At 36.9% G+C, this 20,144-nt stretch carries 18 protein-coding genes; 8 read left to right on the top strand and 10 right to left on the bottom strand.

From position 1 onward, the window contains the following. The first annotated feature begins 36 nt into the window (after window positions 1–36). On the top strand, window positions 37–327 hold the full coding sequence (locus ACNHOZ_RS11350; protein ID WP_048019508.1) for a hypothetical protein: 291 nt from the start codon (window positions 37–39) through the stop codon (window positions 325–327). Window positions 328–505: 178 nt separating this feature from the next. Here ACNHOZ_RS11350 and ACNHOZ_RS11345 read toward each other — a convergent pair whose 3' ends face one another. The 4 genes from ACNHOZ_RS11345 to ACNHOZ_RS11330 all read right to left on the bottom strand — a co-directional run bounded on the left by ACNHOZ_RS11345 (window position 506) and on the right by ACNHOZ_RS11330 (window position 4,439). Continuing rightward, window positions 506–2,032, bottom strand: coding sequence for an MDR family MFS transporter (locus ACNHOZ_RS11345; protein ID WP_168761052.1), 1,527 nt, complete (start codon window positions 2,030–2,032; stop codon window positions 506–508). Between the two features lie 53 nt (window positions 2,033–2,085). Beyond that, the gene (locus ACNHOZ_RS11340; RefSeq protein ID WP_016766587.1) at window positions 2,086–2,757 is read right to left on the bottom strand and encodes a MarR family winged helix-turn-helix transcriptional regulator; all 672 of its coding nucleotides are present in this window, start codon (window positions 2,755–2,757) and stop codon (window positions 2,086–2,088) included. A gap of 273 nt (window positions 2,758–3,030) precedes the next feature. Beyond that, window positions 3,031–3,162, bottom strand: a complete 132-nt coding sequence (locus ACNHOZ_RS11335; RefSeq protein ID WP_013058107.1) for an FbpB family small basic protein — start codon at window positions 3,160–3,162, stop codon at window positions 3,031–3,033. A 50-nt stretch (window positions 3,163–3,212) separates the two neighbouring features. Beyond that, window positions 3,213–4,439, bottom strand: coding sequence for a dicarboxylate/amino acid:cation symporter (locus ACNHOZ_RS11330; protein ID WP_168761051.1), 1,227 nt, complete (start codon window positions 4,437–4,439; stop codon window positions 3,213–3,215). 406 nt (window positions 4,440–4,845) lie between these two features. On the opposite strand from ACNHOZ_RS11330, the gene ACNHOZ_RS11325 reads away from it, so the two are divergent. Next, window positions 4,846–6,060 carry a threonine synthase gene (locus tag ACNHOZ_RS11325; protein WP_048019510.1) on the top strand — a complete coding sequence of 405 codons (1,215 nt, stop codon included), beginning with the start codon at window positions 4,846–4,848 and terminating at the stop codon, window positions 6,058–6,060. Window positions 6,061–6,575: 515 nt separating this feature from the next. On the opposite strand, the gene ACNHOZ_RS11320 is transcribed toward ACNHOZ_RS11325, so the two are convergent. The 5 genes from ACNHOZ_RS11320 to ACNHOZ_RS11300 form a co-directional block, all read right to left on the bottom strand. Further along, window positions 6,576–7,541 (bottom strand): ABC transporter ATP-binding protein, encoded by a 966-nt coding sequence (locus ACNHOZ_RS11320; RefSeq protein WP_048019511.1) that lies wholly within the window; start codon window positions 7,539–7,541, stop codon window positions 6,576–6,578. Continuing rightward, complete coding sequence (locus ACNHOZ_RS11315; protein ID WP_447697123.1) at window positions 7,538–8,515, bottom strand: ABC transporter ATP-binding protein; 978 nt, start codon at window positions 8,513–8,515, stop codon at window positions 7,538–7,540. Before ACNHOZ_RS11315 ends, ACNHOZ_RS11320 begins: the two co-directional genes overlap by 4 nt. A gap of 11 nt (window positions 8,516–8,526) precedes the next feature. After that, window positions 8,527–9,447, bottom strand: coding sequence for an oligopeptide ABC transporter permease (opp4C, locus tag ACNHOZ_RS11310; RefSeq protein WP_048019513.1), 921 nt, complete (start codon window positions 9,445–9,447; stop codon window positions 8,527–8,529). 11 nt (window positions 9,448–9,458) lie between these two features. Next, a complete protein-coding gene (locus ACNHOZ_RS11305; protein ID WP_048019514.1) occupies window positions 9,459–10,415 on the bottom strand; it encodes an ABC transporter permease in 957 nt (318 codons plus the stop codon). Window positions 10,416–10,488: 73 nt separating this feature from the next. Continuing rightward, entirely contained in the window at window positions 10,489–12,210 is a 1,722-nt protein-coding gene (locus tag ACNHOZ_RS11300) for an ABC transporter substrate-binding protein (protein WP_155404461.1), read from the bottom strand. Between the two features lie 429 nt (window positions 12,211–12,639). On the opposite strand from ACNHOZ_RS11300, the gene ACNHOZ_RS11295 reads away from it, so the two are divergent. The 4 genes from ACNHOZ_RS11295 to ACNHOZ_RS11280 all read left to right on the top strand — a co-directional run bounded on the left by ACNHOZ_RS11295 (window position 12,640) and on the right by ACNHOZ_RS11280 (window position 15,779). Then, a complete protein-coding gene (locus ACNHOZ_RS11295) occupies window positions 12,640–12,900 on the top strand; it encodes a hypothetical protein (RefSeq protein WP_155404462.1) in 261 nt (86 codons plus the stop codon). A 431-nt stretch (window positions 12,901–13,331) separates the two neighbouring features. Further along, window positions 13,332–14,735, top strand: a complete 1,404-nt coding sequence (locus ACNHOZ_RS11290; protein ID WP_033580232.1) for an MFS transporter — start codon at window positions 13,332–13,334, stop codon at window positions 14,733–14,735. Window positions 14,736–15,030: 295 nt separating this feature from the next. Further along, window positions 15,031–15,234, top strand: coding sequence for a cold-shock protein (locus ACNHOZ_RS11285; protein WP_014459099.1), 204 nt, complete (start codon window positions 15,031–15,033; stop codon window positions 15,232–15,234). A gap of 371 nt (window positions 15,235–15,605) precedes the next feature. Further along, window positions 15,606–15,779 carry a hypothetical protein gene (locus ACNHOZ_RS11280; protein WP_168761049.1) on the top strand — a complete coding sequence of 58 codons (174 nt, stop codon included), beginning with the start codon at window positions 15,606–15,608 and terminating at the stop codon, window positions 15,777–15,779. A 197-nt stretch (window positions 15,780–15,976) separates the two neighbouring features. On the opposite strand, the gene ACNHOZ_RS11275 is transcribed toward ACNHOZ_RS11280, so the two are convergent. Then, window positions 15,977–16,177, bottom strand: a complete 201-nt coding sequence (locus tag ACNHOZ_RS11275) for a cold-shock protein (protein WP_025908891.1) — start codon at window positions 16,175–16,177, stop codon at window positions 15,977–15,979. 289 nt (window positions 16,178–16,466) lie between these two features. Here ACNHOZ_RS11275 and ACNHOZ_RS11270 point away from each other — a divergent pair, with 289 nt between their 5' ends. Further along, window positions 16,467–17,342 carry a YitT family protein gene (locus ACNHOZ_RS11270; RefSeq protein ID WP_013058095.1) on the top strand — a complete coding sequence of 292 codons (876 nt, stop codon included), beginning with the start codon at window positions 16,467–16,469 and terminating at the stop codon, window positions 17,340–17,342. An 868-nt stretch (window positions 17,343–18,210) separates the two neighbouring features. Then, window positions 18,211–20,139, top strand: a complete 1,929-nt coding sequence (fbp, locus tag ACNHOZ_RS11265; protein ID WP_048019516.1) for a fructose-1,6-bisphosphatase — start codon at window positions 18,211–18,213, stop codon at window positions 20,137–20,139. Window positions 20,140–20,144 lie beyond the last annotated feature (5 nt).

Below are 20,144 nucleotides of genomic sequence, written 5' to 3'. Positions count from 1 at the left end.
GTAAAAGAGAAACTGGCTGCTAAAGGCGGTGATGAAATGGCAATTGGAGTGGCATTAACAGTTTTAGTAGTAGGGCTTATGTTTGCAAGCGGACTAAGCCGAGGGAAAACAGCTAAAAGAAAATATATGGTGTGGGGAACAACAACTATATTAATCATAGCTCCGTTCTTTTCGTGGGCCGTTTCAATTTTGTTTGCAATTAGTCAGGAAGAAGGTTTTGCAGGAGTTGCATTAATGATGTTATTGTTTCCTATTTTCTTTTTAATAGGACTCGTTGCGCTTTTAACAGGAGTCTTTAAAAAAGAGAGTGTGAATAAATCTATTTAAAAAAAGAAGGAACAATCAAGAGTACAATTGATGGTAATATAAATCCGAAATAACTAAGGTAAAACCTTTAATCTATTAATAAAAAAAGCCAATTCGTGTTAAATTCGAATTGGCTTTTGCATTTTTCGGAACGACTGTTGTACAAATACACCTTTGGCTACAGCAAGAATCTCTTTTATTACTCTTCTGATTTTGAAGATAGCACTTCTTTTTTTAGAAAGAAGCATAAAACAAAGGCAATGATCGTAAGTACAAATGCGTAAGTATAGATATGCTGAAACGATTCAATAAATAAAACTTTAATTTTCATAAATAATTCTGGAGTAAGTCCACTTGGAATTCCTCCTGCTGCCAGGCTATTCATATTATTTGCCATACTTTTAGGCAATTCATCGCCTAAACTGCTTAGATTTGACGTAAGTGTGGAAGATAATAGCGTCCCAAACATACTTACTCCGACAGTTGCGCCAATAGACTGAAACAATGGAACAGTTGCCAAGGCAATTCCTTTGTGTTCTTTTTCTACAGATTCTTGAACAATTAAGTTATCTCCACCGAACATAACGCCTAAACCAAGACCGGTGATAAAAAAGAAAATAATGACCTGCAGGGTAGTGGTACTAATATCTAATTTAGAAAATAAATAAAAACCGATAACAGGCATAATGAAAGAAATCACGAATAATTCGCGGTACCGAACTTTTGTTAATAGAAATCCAGAAACGATTGAGGTTGCAACAGCACCTACCATCATGGGCAAAGTTAAATACCCAGATTCTGTAGGAGTAAGGCCTAATACATTTTGTGCAAAGTAAGGGAAAGATGAGAATGAGCCCATCAATCCACAGCCTACAGTAAAAACAAGCAGTGACAATACTAAAATATTACGATTTCTAAATAGATGCAGCGGTACAATAGGTTCAATCACTTTTGATTCCACCCAAATAAACAGTCCAATTAAAATCACGCCTACATATAGTAGCGAAACGATAAATGGAGAGCTCCACGTATACCCTTCGTTCTCGACTAAAACAGGCGTAATTAATAACGAAATGATTGCAGCTACTAGAAGAATAGCTCCTGCCCAATCAATTGTTACTTTTTTTCTTTCATGTACTTCTTTTAACCCACTTGCTAAAAAAATGACTGCTATTAATCCCACTGGAATATTCACGAAGAAAATCCAATGCCAGCTTGCTTGATCTACAAAAAAGCCTCCCATTAGTGGGCCTAAAAGCATAGGGATAAACATTACTGGTCCCATAAACGCTTGAACTTTTGCTCGTTGTTCAACAGGGAACAAATCACTCGAAATCGTCATGGCTAATGGCATGAGGCCACCCGCGCCAAGTCCTTGAATTCCTCTTCCAATTAAAAGCATAATCATTGAATGAGAAAGCCCGCATATAATGGAGCCTCCAATAAAGAAAGCCATAGAAGCGAAGTAGACTTTTTTTCGACTAAATAAATCGGCTAATTTTCCTAGTATAGGCATGAAAGCAGATAGAGCTAGCATATAGATGCCTGCAACCCAGCCATACATAGATAATCCGCCAAGATCACGTATAATCGTTGGCATGGCTGTATTTACAACTGTTTCATCAAGCTCAGAAAAAATAATTCCAATCATTAATCCAGTCATTACTAGTATTTTATTGTTTTTATTATTTAAAACTTGTTCTCCAACATTTGAGATGTTTTCCATATTGCGTTTCCTCTCGTGAAATTATTAGAAATGATCACTAAACAGCATGTGAATCATTTCTCGTTATTATCTCTATTAGTCTCTCGGGGATTTCGGTTTCTAAATCTCGGTGTTCTAAATTCAGCACCGTCTCCCCAAGGTCCGCGCCCAAAACTTCTTGGACCATGCTCTGGATCACCACCAAAAAATCTGTGGTGAGGTCCAAATCCTCGTAGGTCATTATGGCGTCGAAATTCTTGATTTTCATCATGACCTTGTTTTAACATTTCTTCATCTAAATAAGTATTTAACTTTTGCATTAAATGTGAAAGAGTATCCTGCTCTTCTTCTGAAAGAACATCAAAGATGCCTGAGTTATTGTCTTGTTCCTCCGTAGCCTCGATAGCTTCTAGTCCAGCTTCTGTTAGCTCAACGGAAAGTACTCGCCGATCTTTCTCAGATGGCGTACGAACAATGTAACCTTTTCTTTCTAACTTACTAAGTAATTCACCTATTGACTGAGGTCTCATATCCAGTAAGTACGACAGCTCTTTTTGTGTAGTTTTAGGCTGCAATTTTAATAATTTTAATATCCGTCCTTGCCCCCGGTGCTGATCACCTAGTGCTCCAGCATCTCTTCGATTAACAAAGTAGTGTCGCTGGTATCTTGCCAGCTGTCTCTGGAACCTGAAAAATTGATCAATCAAATCTTGCTCGTGTAAATATTCGTTATCTCTTTCATTCATGATAAAAGCCTCCTTACTAATTTAACGCTGCACTTATCTACATAAAAAATTTTATCCTTATAATAAGATAGGAAGGATTCATTTGAAATAAAAATAAGGTACCTTATCAAATAATAAAGGTACCTTACTAAAATGTCAATTTCTTATAAAAAAGATACTTTGACAAAGTTAAACATATGCATAAAAGCTGTATATTCTATAGAAATCCCTTACTTGATTAAGTAAGTTTGCTAAAAGATATGATTACAAAATAAAGTGATAAAGCTAACTGTACTAAGTTAGCTTTATCACTTCATGGCGTTTTTCAATACGTTTTTCGATTTTCTCCATTGCTTTTTTATCTTTTAATAATGCTTGTTTATTTTCTTTTACTAGTTCTTCAAAAGATTTTTTCTGTTTAAACAAACTAACACTTCTTTCTCACTATCGTGTTTTTGAATGATGAGGGGGTATGGTTATTTATCCTCGGCATTAAAATGAAATGACTTCTCAGATTTTGCGATGACGACCGTAGCTAAAGAGTTTCCTACGACATTTAATGCTGAACGGCCCATGTCTACAAAGAAATCAACTGCTAATAATAAAGCGACTCCTTCTGCAGGTAAGCCAATTTCTTTAGCCGCAGCTAACAGTACAACGATGACAGCTGAAGGGACGCCTGCTAATCCTTTCGTCATAAGCATTAATAAACCAATAATCACAATAATTTGTTCAAGACTAAGAGGTAAGTTATATACATTGGCAAGAAAAATAATTGCTACACTGATATAGATGCTAGCTCCATCTAGATTAAAAGAGTAGCCGGTTGGTAATACAAAAGAAGTGACAGAACGTGACACTCCGAACTTTTCTAATCGATGAATGAGCAGCGGCATAGAAGCCTCTGAACTGCGCGTTGTAAACGTTAATAAAATCAAATCTCCGGTTCTTTTTAACAGTTCCTTATAAGGGATACGGAAAATAAGTGCGATAATCGGAAACACAACAAATGCCGTAATGGCAAAAGATAAATACGTAATACCTACAAATTGGCCTAAAGAAAGCAAGCTGCCAATCCCGTATTTAGCCACGCTAAATGAGATAAATCCAAATACGCCAACTGGGGCAAACGATACCGCGTATTCTACTACTTTAAACATAGCTTGTAGCCATGCTTCAAAAAATGTAATAACCGGCTTCGCTTTACCTTCAAGTGATGTAAGAGCTAACCCTACAAAAATACCAAAGAAAATAATCGGCAACAGCTTTCCTTGTGCCATTGCTTCTACAATATTGCTTGGAATAATACTTAAGAAAAACTCTCCAAAGTCGATGCCTTTTGCTAGGTTTCCTAACGAGGAAGTATCCACTGCACCTACATGCATATGTCCACCTACATTTGTTACTTTAGCAATGAGTATTCCTAATATAATTAATACTGTAGTCACAATCTCAAAATAGAGAAGCGTTTTAAACGCTACTCGTCCCAGCTTTTTTGTATCATGCATCCCTGTGATTCCTAATACAATCAATGGGAAAACAAGAGGGACAATCACCATTTGAATAAGCTGGATAAACGCTTTTCCTACTATTTCTAACTTTAAACCAACTTCTTTACTAACATAACCAACGATCAATCCAAGAATTAATCCGATAATTACTTTTAATCCTAAATTAAGCTTAAATTTCTTTTTTGCAGCCATCTGTCCAATTCTCCTTGTAGTGTAGTATTGTTTTTGCTTTAGTAACCTTTGAGAATTAGACAAGTACACATGCTATTATTATGCTTATTCACTATCGAAAGTGCATTCACCTAAAATACCTCCTTAAAATATCTTTTTACATACTAAAACAATTATTCCTATAAGTAAAGTGTGGATTTTGTTTATTCTTCGGGTTTTTATCTAAAATTGATGGTTTTAATGTTAAAAAAAGTAATATAAGCAGTGTTAGAAAAAGCGTAAAAACCCTGATATTTTAAGGTTTTTACGCTTTTATTAATGATCTATAAAACCATGAATAAGTCATACCTTATAATTCTGATAAAAATACTATAAATTATATTTTATATATGTTATTATGTTTACAGAATTTAAAGGAGTGTGTATGATGCCGTTTAGTTATGTTTCTCACTTATATTGTCCTAAATGCAAAAAAGAATATAGTCCAAAAGAAAAACATCAATTATGTGAATGTGGCTCACCGCTATTGGTAGCGTATGATTTAGAGAGATTGAAACCTAACTTGACTCCAGAAGATGTTCAAAGCAGGGAACCAAATTTATGGAGATATCATGAGCTTCTTCCAGTAGAAGATCCAGAAAACGTTGTTTCATTGGGCGAAGGGATGACTCCGCTTATAAAAATGCCTAAGCTAGGTAAAGAAATGGACATTCCAAACTTATATATGAAAGATGAAGGCATTATTCCAACGGGATCATTTAAAGCTAGAGGCGCCGCTGTAGGGGTGTCAAAAGCAAAAGAACTTGGCGTTGAACAGTTAGCCATGCCTACAAATGGAAACGCCGGAGCTGCTTGGTCGCTGTATTCTTCGCGCGCTGACATAAAAGCAACCGTTGTGATGCCAAAAGATGCGCCTGTTATTACACGAAATGAGTGTGCTGTCGCTGGAGCTGACCTTTACTTAGTCGATGGACTCATCAGCGATGCGGGTAAAATTGTCGGTGAGGCTATTAAAGCATGGGGTCTTTATGATGCTTCTACGCTTAAAGAGCCGTACCGAATCGAAGGTAAAAAAACTATGGGCTTAGAAATTGCTGAACAGTTTTCTTGGAATCTTCCTGATGTGATTTTATATCCAACAGGAGGAGGCGTTGGCTTAATTGGAATCTATAAAGCGTTAAATGAGTTAAAAGAGCTTGGCTGGATTAAAGGTGATCTTCCTCGTTTAGTTGCGGTACAAGCTGAAAACTGCGCGCCTATTGTAAAAGCATGGAATGAACGAAAACAAGAATCTGAATTTTGGCCGGATTCTTCAACCATCGCCTTTGGTATCAACGTACCAAAAGCAATCGGGGACTTTCTTGTTTTAGAAGCAGTCTACAATACAAATGGATGCGCGATTGCGGTGGACGAAGATAAGATTGTGGAGGAACAAAAAAAGGTTGCGCAGCTTGAAGGTTCGTTCATTTGTCCTGAAGGTGCTGCTACATTCTTAGCTGCACGCCGTTTAAGAGAAGAAGGATGGATCAAAGAAAACGAAACGGTTGTGGCTTTAAATACAGGGCTTGGAGTTAAATATCCAAACACGGTAGATATTGAAGTACCTATTTTAGAGCGAAATGGCAGCCTTACTAAAAAATAAAATAAGAAACATCCAAATAGATCTCCGACTTTAAGCAGTCTAATCGGAGATCTATTTTTATAATTTTATCTTGTCCAAATTATAAATGGTAAACTTAAAATTTAGGTTTGCTGCGTCCAGTTAATCAGTTTTCAACGGTTGGGGGATAAATTTATGCTTTTATCTCGTATGAGTATATTTCTTTTAAAAGAAAGCTAGGGGAAAAGTTTCTCACCTACAGCAAGAAGGGACTGGAGCAAAAGTATTTTTGTTAAAGGAAGGGCCGAACGAGTTTGATTCTTGAGGGAGAATCAAACTCGTTCGGATTTTTTCATTGTTAAGGCGAATAGAGGTTTCATGTATTCAATTGCTTCTAGCTTTTGATTGGAGGGCAAGACGAAGACTCCCGCGGACAGCGAAGTCTTGCACGAAAATCAAAAGAAGTGTAACAAGCGATTCATACTAAATTATTTATCTCATTTGTTCGTCTTAAATTGGAGAGATTTCTTTATGTCTCAACCTTTTCTAATGAGTCTTTATACAAAGTGACACGCTACAAAGTGACTAGAACCGACATCTTTATAGTCAGGTGGAATATCTGCACATTTCTTCTGGGCTATCGGGCATCTTGTCCTAAACTTACACCCAGAGGGAGGGGTAATCGGACTTGGTATTTCACCTTTCAAAATGATTTTTTCTCTTTTGATGGTTGGATCAGGTATCGGTATGGCAGATAACAGCGCTTTTGTATAAGGGTGCAGTGGATTTTTGAATAATTCATCTCTTGATGCCTGCTCCACAATATTTCCTAAATACATAATAGCAACCTTGTTACACAGGTGCTCGACGACGCTCAAATCATGTGAAATAAACAGATAAGACAAATTTTCTTTTTCTTGAAGTTCACTAAACAAATTAATAATTTGAGCTTGAATTGATACATCCAGTGCAGATACCGGTTCATCTGTTACAAGAAATTCAGGATTTAAAGCCATGGCTCTGGCAATGACAATTCGCTGACGCTGTCCGCCTGAAAATTCGTGTGGGTATCTGTCTATATGGTAAGGAGATAAACCGCATTTTTCCATAATCGACAAGACGTGATCTCTTACGTTAGTTCGTGAAGCTAACTTATGTTCAATCATCGCTTCTCCAATCGCTTCGCCTATTCTAATTCGAGGATTTAAAGAACTAAAAGGGTCTTGAAAGACGAGCTGTGACTGCAAACGGTAATGAATCAGCTCTTTTTTTGACAGCTTAAAAACATTCTTTCCTTTAAAAAATACGTCTCCGCTTGTTTTATTATGAAGTCTTAAAATGGTTTTTCCTAAAGTAGACTTACCGCTTCCTGACTCACCAACCAATCCGAAAATGTCACCTTTTTTAATTGAAAATGTTACTCCGTCCACTGCTTTTACCTGTTCATTTGCTGATGTAAATAACGTAGATTTGGAGGAGTAAAATTTTTTTAAGTTGTTTACTTCTAACAGCGTTTCACTCATTGATCTTTACCTTCCTTATAAAGCCAGCAGGCTGTGTAATGATTGTTTTCTGAAATGAAGGGAGGCGCTTTTGTTTTGCAAATATCCATACAGTGTTCACAGCGCTGGCTGAAATAACAGCTTTCTGTAAGGTCTGTAAGTTTTGGTACTTGCCCTGGTATTGAATGCAGCCTTTGTGTTCGTTTGCCGATAACCGGTTTTGAGCGAAGCAGACCCTTGGTATAGGGATGTTTTGGATTTTGAAATAGCTCAACTACCTGTGCTTTTTCTACGATTTTACCTGCATACATCACCATTACGGTATCAGCCATTTCAGCTACAACGCCGAGATCATGTGTGATAAATAAGATCGATGTACGAAGGTCATGTTTTATAGTTTGTAATAGATCTAATATTTGAGCTTGAATCGTTACATCTAGAGCAGTAGTAGGTTCGTCGGCAATTAATAGCTTAGGGTTGCACCCGAGTGCAATCGCAATCATAATCCGCTGAAGCATACCGCCGCTTAGCTCGTGCGGATAACTTTTTACTATTTTTTTAGCATTGGGTATCCCTAAAAGCGTAACAAGTTCAATGGCTTTATCATTAGCTTCAGCTTTACTGATAGATAGATGCTCTAATAGAGTCTCGGTAATTTGGTCTCCAATAGTGAATACTGGATTTAGAGATGTCATCGGTTCTTGAAAAATCATCCCAATGTCTTTTCCTCTAATTTTTCTCATCTCTTTTTTTGTTTTTTCTAATAGATTGGATCCATTAAATAAAATCTGACCATCTGTAATTTCCCCTGAATCAGAAAGTAGCTGCATAATGGATAGAGCCATTACGCTTTTCCCGCATCCTGATTCACCAACGATACATACCGTTTCACCAGGGGTAATGGAAAAGCTGACGTTGTTTACTGCTGTAACCGTACCTTCTTCCGTATGAAAAGAGGTGTGTAAGTCTTTTAATTCTAGTAAAGGTGTATTCATCTATTCATTACCTACCTTTTCATTTTAGGATCAAGCGCATCTCTTAAACCGTCTCCAAGAAGATTAATAGAAATGACCGTTAAAAAGATGGCAGCGCCTGGTGGAATCCAAAGCCAAGGTCGTTTTTTAAAATCAACTAAATTATTAGCTGCATCAATCATATTTCCCCAAGAAGGTGTAGGGGGAGTCACGCCTAGCCCCAAATAGCTTAAAGCAGACTCACTTAGAATAGCTCCTGCTACGTTTAAAGTAGCAACGACCAGTAACAAAGGGAAAATATTAGGGATTAAATGATAAAAAATCTTTCTTTTATCGCTTAAACCTAATATTTGTGTGGCTTGAATAAAAGGCTGTTCACGCAGTGAAAGAACTTGGCCGCGAACAAGCCTTGCAAGTCCAGGCCAGCCAATTAAACTGAGCATTAGCATAATAATATAAATACGGTATTCAGAAGGCGTTTTCCATTCTGATAAAATAGCGCCCATGATCAACAAAAGAGGAAGGCCAGGTATAGACATCAATATGTCAGCTAGCCGCATCAGCACTTGATCAATGATACCTCGGTAAAAACCAGCAACAGCTCCTAAAACAGAGCCAATTAAAACGGATAGAATCATAGAAGCAATTCCTACAGTGAGAGAAATTTGACCAGCAAGCATCAAGCGGGTGAGTACATCTCTTCCATACTTATCTGTACCTAACCAATGCTCTGCGCTTGGCGGATGATTCATTAAATTAACATTTACAGTACTGTTGACATAAGGAGAAAACAAAGGGCCAATAAAACTAAAAGCAATCATGGCAAGCAAAAAGAATAATCCGCTTATCGCTAATTTATTTTTTCGCAGCCGCATATACGTTTGTTTCCATAGTGATATTGGTTTTGAAACTGCGTCTTTTTGCGGCTGATCTGTTACTAATGAAGTTTCCATACAATAATCGCCTACTTTAACCGGATTCGCGGATCGACCGCTGCATATGTAATATCTGCTAAAAAGTTACCTATAATCGTTAAGAAAGAAAGTAACATCGTAAAAGACATTAAGACTGGATAATCCCTAAAGCTTAATGCTTCGAGCTGAATTCTGCCCACCCCGGGCCAGTTGAAAATTTGTTCAGTGATAATCGCACCGGAAAATAGCCCGGGCAGTTCAAAAGCTAACAGTGTAATAGCAGGAAGCAACGCATTTTTTAACGCGTGCTTAAAAATGATAGAACGTTCTTTTAATCCTTTTGCACGTGCTGTTCGTATATAATCTTGCCGAATGACTTCAAGCATTCCGGTACGAAAATATCTAGTTAATGAACCTACGCTTAGAAGTGTCAAAATCGCCACCGGGAGCACCATGTGCTTACTCACTTCTAGCAGATAAGCTAGCTTTGTTGTATTACTGCCTGTATCAATCATCCCTCCAATTGGAAGAATCCCTAAATCAACAGCAAAAAATTTAATAAGCAATAAACCAATAAAAAAAGAAGGGAATGACATAGCAGCAAAAACACCAAGTGTAACAAAGCCATCGAACCAAGAATATTGTTTTACAGCTGAAATAACCCCTGTAAATAGAGCGATTGTCCAGGTGAAAAATAGAGAAACTGCAGCTATAAGAAATGAGTTCCAAATGAATTTATTTAATAATGACGTTACAGGTTCTTGGTACTTTAATGAAAAACCAAAATCACCTTTTACTAAATCTGTAAACCACCTTACGTATCTTTCTAAAATCGGCTTATCAAGTCCATATAATTCTCGTAGTTCCTGAGCTCTTTCCGGAGTCAGTTTAGGATTTGAGTCGATATAATCCCCGGGCAATAAAGCAAAAAGAACAAAAATAAGAAAAGAGGTGCCAATTAAAATAGGAATCATTTGTAAAAATCGATAAAAAATATATTGTTTCAATACGTGTTCCTCCCTAAAAGTGCCCGGCGGCTAGGACCAGGCACTATTTTTTACCTATACATGAAAGCAGACTTCACTCTTTGATTGAAAGGTTTGGAAGGCTCGCAGAAATCCCAGTAAAATTATCTGGATTAAGTCCGCTAATGCGTGCATTATTAGCGTGAATAACTTTACGGTAATTCAGTAAAATAACCGGCGGATCATCAGATAATTCTTTATACAGTTCATGGTAAATCTTTTTGCGTTCGTTAATATCCGTAGTGCCAACGCTTTCTTCTAACAATTTATCTACCTTAGGGTTTGAATATCCTGCTGAATTATCAGGGTGAGTCGAAGCTAAATCTGCGACTGCATCGTCAGGGTCAGTAAGCATAGGGGTAGAAACAGCAGCTAAGTCGTAATCTTTTTTATTCAGCTTCGTCAAAAGAGTATTAAAGTCTAATACTTCTGGGTTAAATTGAATGCCGAGCGCCTTGTAATTTTCTTTTGCGATTGGAATAAAATCGTCGTCATTTCTGCTTGTTAAATAACTGATTTTCAGCTTAGTGCCACCTTTAGCTCGTATTCCGTCTTTTCCAACTTTCCATCCTGCGTCATCTAATAGCTTTTTAGCTTTTTTGACATCATATTTATATTTGTTGATGCCATCTTCTGTGTATGCCCACGAGACAGGAGAAACAGGTACATTAGCAACAGTGCCGTATCCTTTATATGTAACGTCGGTAATTTTCTGACGATCAAGGCCGTATATCAATGCTTGTCTGACGGCTTTATCTTTTAGATACGGCTTAGTATTGTTAATATACGCGTAGCTATAAGAGTTAGCGGTTGTCACTTTGATATTTGCAAAACCTAGCTCTTTAAGCTGCTCTACGCTTTCCGGTTCTGCTGGAAAACGGTCATAGTCTGTTTCGCCTGCTTCAAATAGTTGAGAAGTTGTTTCCGGCGTGGTTACTTTATAAATGAAATTCTTTACTTTAGGCGGGCCGTCATAATAGTTCTTATTTGCAACATAGCGTATTTCTTGACCAGGAATATATTTTTCTAGCTTGTAAGGGCCGGATCCTACAGGCTTAGAGTAAAGGTTTTTTAAATAATCTAAATGGCCGTACGTATAGTCTTTTCCGTAATAATCTTTTGATAGCACGATACCGCCTAGCAGTAAAAGAGCTTTTGCGTTTACTTTTTCCGTTGTGATTTTAATTGTTAAAGGATCAACCACTTTGATTCCTTCTATTGTTTTTGCTTTTCCATCTTTATAGTCTTTTCCACCTTTAATTGTAGCGGTCGCTAAGTCACCCCATCCGTCATAAGCTGGATCGTGAAGAAGTGTTAATGTAAAAGCTACGTCATCGGCAGTAAGAGGGGAGCCGTTGCTGAATTTTAAATCATCTTTTAAGTGAAACGTATAAACAAGCTGATCATCTGAGATTTCCCAACTTTTTGCTAAAATCGGAATGGGTTTTCCGTTTTTATCTAAATCTACTAAAGGGCTAAAGATAGGACTTGTTGCGTTTCCATCCCAGCCGTTGTCGTAGAAATAAGGCAAAAAGACGCCTCCGGGAGCTGACATTCCAGCAATAAACGTATCTTTTCTTTCTAGCGCTTTGGCTGGAATATTTCCTGTGTTAGAAGCCTTTATTACCTGATCTTTTATTTGTTTAATGTCGGCCGTCTGTACAGCAGAAGTTGTTTCCTTATTAGCTTTTTCATCTGTGCTACTATTTAGTGCACATGCCGATAAAAAGCTAGCAAAAGTCATTGTTAACACTAAACCAGTCATTTTTTTCATCATTTTCCACCCCAAGTTATATTTTCTTTGTGCAAAACCAGTAAACTTTTTTATCACTTCCAGTTCTATGTATAATAAAACATGTAATTCTTATCGAAAAAGTATGTTTTATTTTATGATATTTCTAAGATATGGGAGAGTCAATAAGTATCAAAGTGACTTCAGTTAAAGAAATATGACTTATCATAAAAAGTAATTTCTTGAAAATAAAAACTTAAAAACAGCACGCCGCATTTTGTAAAACGTTTTCATTTATCATAGAAAAAATGTAAAAAAAGTATTATATGTAAATTATTGTTATAGTTGTGAATCTTTATATTCAATATAATACGGATACATTTAGGTTTAAAGTTTGTCTCAGGGGGTATTCGAAAAAGGAGAGATGGCATCTTTACATCCAGAGAAACAGCTTGGTGAGGAAGTTGAATTCATTTGTCATATACTCAACTTGAAGAATATGCCAAAAGTCGCATTGTAAACCCGCTTGCTTTTACAGTAGAAGACCTACTTGAAGCCACGAACGATTATAAGGAGAAAGGAGTTGAATTTCTATCCCTAGAACCCCAGCCAACTCTTAAAGTTTTATTCTATGGACCGAATCATCCAGTGCTGCACTTGTTAGAACGAGCTTTATATTTATTTTTGAAGCTACATAATTTTTGTAATAGAAACAGTGTATCTATTACAAAATAAAGCTTATATCTAATGGGTTGAAACAATAATTGTCAGATAACCTGAGTGGAAATTGCTACCAAGAACATTGTAAACCAAATGCGCTATCTTTAATGACTAGTTACTATTTCGGCGATTGTAATTCCATCAAAAGCGATCCCTATTTTTAGGCAAAAAACGTTTTTTTAGTAGCAACGAATTGTACGTTGAAATAAAAAAAGTTTATTTTGGTTTTAATTCATTTATTTATTAATGTTTCTTCCTCAGCTTTTTTTGGCTTCAAACCCTTTAGCCATAACCTTTTTTAATATTTAACATCACATGAATAGTTTTCGTTTTTTACTTAAAAATAAGTAGTGTTCCAACACATTTGCATGTGAAATACAGTGAGTCAAATTTGACTTTACTACTCAGTCTTGTATAATCGTATACCGCGGAGGTGACGTGATGAAATGAAGTTTAACAAGAAAAAAATTAACGTCGTAGATATTGACAAAGCTAAAAAAAGCGTCTTTGCTACAGGAGTAGGAAACGCGATGGAATGGTTTGACTTTGGCTTGTATTCATATTTAGCCGTTATTATTAGTCAAAACTTTTTTAGTGCAGTTGAAAATGATCAGCTCAAATTAGTGTTCACATTTGCCACATTTGCGATTGCCTTTTTAATGCGTCCATTAGGCGGTGTTATATTCGGTAAAATTGGAGACAAGTTAGGAAGGAAAGTCGTTTTAACCACCACCATTATTTTAATGGCCTTTTCCACATTACTCATTGGGTTGTTACCTACATATGATCAAATCGGTATATGGGCACCCATCCTTTTATTAATTGCACGAATCATTCAAGGTTTTTCAACTGGTGGTGAATATGCTGGTGCGATGGTGTATATTGCAGAATCGTCTCCAGACAATAAGCGAAATGTGCTTGGAAGTGGACTAGAAATCGGTACACTTGTCGGCTATATTCTTGCTTCACTGCTAGCCAGCTTACTGTTTTTTGTTCTCTCGGATAAACAGATGGCCTCATGGGGCTGGAGAATTCCCTTCTTATTAGGATTGCCTTTAGGACTTATTGGTTTTTATTTACGAAGAAGTTTAGGGGAAACACCTATTTTTGAAAATGAACTTTCCAACGAAGACGAAGTTGAAGAAGAAAGCTTCCTCTCTATTTTAAAAAATCACAAAAAAGATGTGTTTGTTTGTTTCGTAGCCGTGGCTTTCTTTAACATTACAAACTATATGCTATTATCGTACATGCCTTCTTATTTGAATGAAATTATTGGTTTATCAAACACAGTTGGTACGGTATTAATTACGGCAGTTATGATTTTAATGGTGCCGCTTGCTCTTATGTTTGGAAAACTGAGCGACAAAATCGGAAACAAGAAAGTTTTCTTAATCGGTCTAGGCGGATTGAGCTTACTGTCAGCCTTTTCGTTCTATTTAATCAACTTAAATGGTTTGGTTTTTATTTCAATCGGTATTCTAATTCTAGGTGTTTTACTTGCTACGTATGAAGGAACAATGCCAGGAACGCTGCCAACGATGTTCTACACAGATATTCGCTACCGAACATTAGCGATTACGTTTAATGTTTCAGTTTCTATCTTTGGTGGAACGACGCCATTAGTTGCGACATGGTTAGTTCACGCAACGGGCAATCATTTAGCTCCAGCATTCTATTTAACGATTGTGAGCATCATCGGATTTTTCGTAATCTTGTTCCTGTTCGCGAACACTGCAGGAAAATCACTGAAAGGTTCATACCCTACAGTTGCTTCTAAGTCTGAGTACAATGAAGCGGTTGAAAATCCAAAAGATTCATTATGGTGGCACACAGAGCAAACAGAAAAATAAAGTAAATAATAAGCAGCTGCTACATTCACTGCTGCGTAAAATAGGAACACTCAAAAAGAGCCTTCTCTTTGTATAGAGCTACAAAGAGAAGGCTCTTTTTATCGTTCGATGATTTATTCCATTTCCTGTATTTGCTATCTGCGGTTCCGTATGTTACGATTAAATTAATTATTTTTGTTCGGTATAGGATTGAGAGAAGAGAAATCTCTTCAATAGAATTTTTTATCTTAAGATAGTATGGTTGGACAAGGGTAGTAATACAACCGTGGAGTATTCCACACCAGGAGGCACTATTATGGAACAAGGTACAGTGAAATGGTTTAATGCAGACAAAGGCTTCGGCTTTATCGAAGTTGAAGGCGGAGACGATGTATTCGTACATTTCAGCTCTATTCAAGGTGAAGGCTTTAAATCGTTAGAAGAAGGTCAAAAAGTAACGTTTGACATTGAACAAGGTCAACGCGGAGCACAAGCTGCTAACGTTCATAAAGTAGCATAATTAATCCAACGTAAAAAGACTCCACATAGGGGTCTTTTTGCTTTGGATTTTAATCATTAAAAAAGAAATGATTTTAAAAAGGTTACTTTAAACATAAGTATAGACATTGGAGACAAAAGCCAGTAAAGAAGAGCTACCTATATCCTGTGTCGTAAATAAATAGAAAAGAATGCCTTATAGCTGTAGAACGATAGGCTTTAGGAGCAGGTATTAAGGTATCAAATATAACTAACCTTCATTGGACTAGCCGTTGGAAAAGGTTGCTGACTATCAGAATGCTGATAACGTCTCAAATATAAGCTGCACATTATATTTCCCGATAAATAAAGTTAAAAATTTGATTGGTTTTGATATGAGAGAGGATGAAGGATATGAGTATAAGCTTATTTGCTAATGGAGAAACAGTAAGTATAAAAGCATCTAATGAAGTAGTGATCATCTTAAAAAGTCATTATGTGAAAAATATGAAAAGATATTCTTATACAGTTGATAAATATCCCAGTACATTTTTCTTTGAAGAAGAGTTAATGAAGCACGAATCATAATTATTCATGAAGAAATATTGATTTATAGTTTGGATTCCGCCAATACTATGCTATACTGAGTTTACCATTTGTATTACCGATTACTATTTTTGTATTAATAAGCCCTATTCCTCAGTGGATAGGGTTTTATTATTACATTTTCAAAGTAATGAAAAAGACAGACTCCATGGAGTCTGTCTTTTTCTATTTATGACGGATTACGCTTTTTGAACGTTAGTAGCTTGAGGGCCGCGTTGACCTTGTTCTACTTCAAATGTAACTGCTTGACCTTCGTCTAAAGATTTGAAGCCTTCGCTTTGGATTGCTGAGAAATGTACAAATACATCGTCTCCATTTTCGCGTTCGATGAATCCAAAACCTTTTTCTGCGTTAAACCATTTTACTTTACCTTGTTCCATAATTGTTGCCTCCTAGTGTGACACGCACACATTGTGTTACTATCCTTGCTCAAATCTACAGACGAAAGTTATGTAACTTATCAATCTTTACCGAACAAAAATAATTCTCCTTAAACTTAACAGAAATGATGACGTATTGCAAGGATAGAGTTTGTACAGCTAGAAGTTCTCCTTTGTCTATTTTGCACTATGTGAGCTAAAAAACGATACGTAAGCCTCCTCAGTTCAAATAAAGAGAATGTTTGTGGTACACTTAAATAGTAAAAAACATTTAAAAGCGAGGAATTATATGAACACAACTAAAAAACACCACAGGCCTAAGCGGCTAAAAATTGCTTTCCGAGCACTAATGGTCATTATCGGAGGGATTATTGCAGCTTACGGCTTAGAAACTGTCTTAATTCCAAACCACGTCTCAGATGGAGGGGTAACAGGCATTAGTATCGTTGCGTCAAACCTATTTGGATTACCACTAGGTGTTCTAATTGCCGTTATTAACATTCCTTTTGTATGGTTAGGGTATCAACAAATCGGGAAAAGTTTTGCTATATTTTCCATCCTCGGAATCGTCTCACTAGCTGTCGGTACAAGCCTCATGCATCACACTCCAGCGATTATTGAAGGAGATACACTACTCGTAACCGTTGTCGGCGGTATTATCCTTGGTTTTGGAATGGGAATCGCACTGCGTAATGGCGGCGCGCTAGATGGCATCGATATGCTAGCTGTACTGCTTTCTCGAAAATTGCCGTTTGGAACAAGTGATCTTATTTTGTTCTTAAATGCGTTTGTCTTTATTTTTGTTTCATTAGTATTTGGTCTGCAAGGCGCGATTCTTTCTGCAATTGCATACTTTATTGCATCCAAAGTTATTCACATCGTAGAAGTAGGTCTAAGCGGATCGAAAACCTTCCAGATTATCACTTCTCAGCCTGCGTTAATGGTAGAGACAATACGTGATCGTTTAGGTCGAAGCGCTACATATAAAGAAGCTTACGGCGGATACTCTCATGAGAAATTCAAGGAAATCACATGTGTAATCAACCGCTTGGAAGAAAGCAAAATGAAAGAAATTATCAATGAAATTGACCCGACGGCTTTTGTTACGGTATATGACGTAGCCGAAGTTAAAGGCGGTAATTTCCGAAAGAATAATATTCACTAACATCATCAATACATCGTAAGAACACTCTACCATATCCTTTTTTACTTAGGCGTGTAGAGATAAGAAAAAGCAGCGTGATGTTTTACATCCGCTGCTTTTTCTTATCGTAAAATCCACTTGCTGAGCGGAGGGTTTTAAAATCGGATATGCTCAAAAAATGAGACGGTCAGAGTTAAAGTAGATAGGGTACCTGAAGACATTCACGTAATGATTTTTCCTTTGTATTTCTTCTTTGGAAATTTGACAACAGCGTTCCATATTATAATAGAAGCACTTGTTACTGAAAAAAGGCACATACAACTTCTTCCGCCGTCAAACAGCAGACTCAGATAGCCTACGTGTACCATATGTATTTGTATTCACTTTCCTCTCGTGCTGTATTTAACAAAGCCAACAGAAAAAATCTCTGAACGTAGAAGAACAGAGATTCAACAGAATGATGATTCTTATATCATACAAAGGATGACTTTTCCTGTCTCAGAAAGGTCATCTTTATCGTACCACCACCAAGGACTTGGCGCTGTGCGTTTTCTCACAGCGAGGGAAGAAAAACTCTGTTATTGTGTAGAGGTCGGAGTAAACTTTCTTAATTATGTGCGCTTCTTTCATATGTATCGAACCTGCTGACTAAGATCAGCAGGTTTTTTTATGCTATGGGCTAGCTCTCCTCTTCAAGCGGGCAAGACCGGTTAATCTTTATAGACAAATAGACTTTATACCATTTTACCCATACGTAAAATAGGTTAAAATAAAGGGGTGAGGCGTGGAGAGAAAAGAGAAGAGTTAAATAAAAGGTATTTAACATCATAATCACAAGCTTGATGAGTGATTGTACTAAATGGTGAACGTTGAAAGGGGATACATAGTTTTGAACACAAAATATCTAGATTTACTTGCACAAAAGTATGATACGGAAGAAAAAGTGGTAACCGAAATTATTAACCTTGAAGCTATTCTTCATCTGCCAAAGGGGACTGAACATTTTGTCAGTGATTTACACGGCGAGTATCAAGCTTTTCAGCACGTGCTGCGAAATGGTTCAGGAAATGTAAAAGAGAAAATCAAAGACCTTTTTAAAAATGTATTATCTGACAAAGAAATCAATGAATTTGCGACATTAGTGTATTATCCTGAAGAAAAATTACCGTTGATTAAAGCGCAGTTTCGAAACAAACGAGAACTATATGAATGGTATAAAGAAATCATCGATCGTATGCTTAATCTCATCTCGTACGCTTCTTCTAAATACACGCGCTCTAAACTGCGTAAAGCGTTGCCGGATCAATTTGTGTACATTATTGAAGAGCTGCTATATAAAACGGATGAATTTACAAATAAAGAACAGTACTATACAAAGATTGTTCAGCAGATTATTTCTTTAGGGCAAGCCGATAAGCTTATTATAGGGCTAGCTTATACGACGCAAAGGTTGGTTGTGGACCATCTGCACGTAGTAGGGGATATTTATGATCGTGGACCTGAACCGGATAAAATTATGGATACGCTGATTAACTATCACTCCGTTGATATTCAGTGGGGAAACCACGATGTGCTATGGCTAGGCGCTTTTGCGGGCTCGAAAGTGTGTCTTGCCAATATTATTCGGATCTGCGCGAGATACGACAATCTAGATATTATTGAAGACGTATATGGCATTAACCTGAGACCGCTGCTTAACTTGGCGGAGAAATATTATGATGATAATCCTGCTTTTAGACCAAAAGTAAGCTCGAGTGACAAACTATCCGATCACGAGCGACTACAAATTACGAAAATTCATCAGGCCATTGCGATGATTCAGTTCAAGCTTGAAAGTCCGATTATAAAAAGACGTCCTTTCTTTAATATGTCAGAAAGGCTGCTGCTTGAAAAAATTGATTATGATAAAAATGAAATTACGATATACGGAAACACGTATCCGCTAGAAAACAGCTGCTTTGCAACGGTGGATCCGGCGCAGCCTGATAAGCTATTAGAAGAAGAAGAGCAGGTAATGGAAAGACTGCTGCTTTCCGTGCAGCATTCGGAAAAGCTGGCGAGACATATGAAGTTTCTTATGAAAAAAGGCAGCCTTTATTTGAAATATAACGGAAACTTATTAATACACGGCTGCATTCCTTTAGATGAAGAAGGAAACATGGAAAAAATGACGATAGAAGATAAAACGTATGCAGGCCGTAACTTGCTTGATGTGTTTGAACATTATTTACAAGAGGCTTTTGCACATCCTGAAGAAACGGATGATTTGGCAACAGACATGGTCTGGTACCTATGGACAGGAGAATATTCATCACTCTTTGGGAAACGTGCCATGACGACGTTTGAACGATATTTTATCAGTGATAAAGCAACGCATAAAGAGAAGAAAAATCCATACTACTATTTACGGGAAAATGAGGAAGTCTGCCAAAACATTCTCGCAGAATTTAATTTGAATCCTGATCACGGTCATATTATTAATGGTCATACGCCTGTCAAAGAAATCGAAGGAGAAAACCCGGTCAAAGCAAATGGAAAGATGATTGTTATTGACGGCGGTTTTTCAAAAGCGTATCAATCCACAACAGGTATCGCTGGATATACATTATTATATAATTCTTACGGCATGCAGCTAGTCGCTCACAAACACTTTAATTCAAAAGAAGAGATTTTATTAGAAGGAACGGACGTCTTATCCGTAAAGCGATTAGTTGATAAAGAACTAGAAAGAAAAATGGTTTTAGAAACAAACGTTGGAGAGGAATTGTTAAAAGAAATTTCGATTTTAAAAGATTTACGAAAATATCGCTATAGTTAAAGCTA

The sequence above is a fragment of the Priestia sp. D51 genome (assembly GCF_053345675.1).
This window is presented reverse-complemented; position numbering and strand designations above follow the sequence as displayed.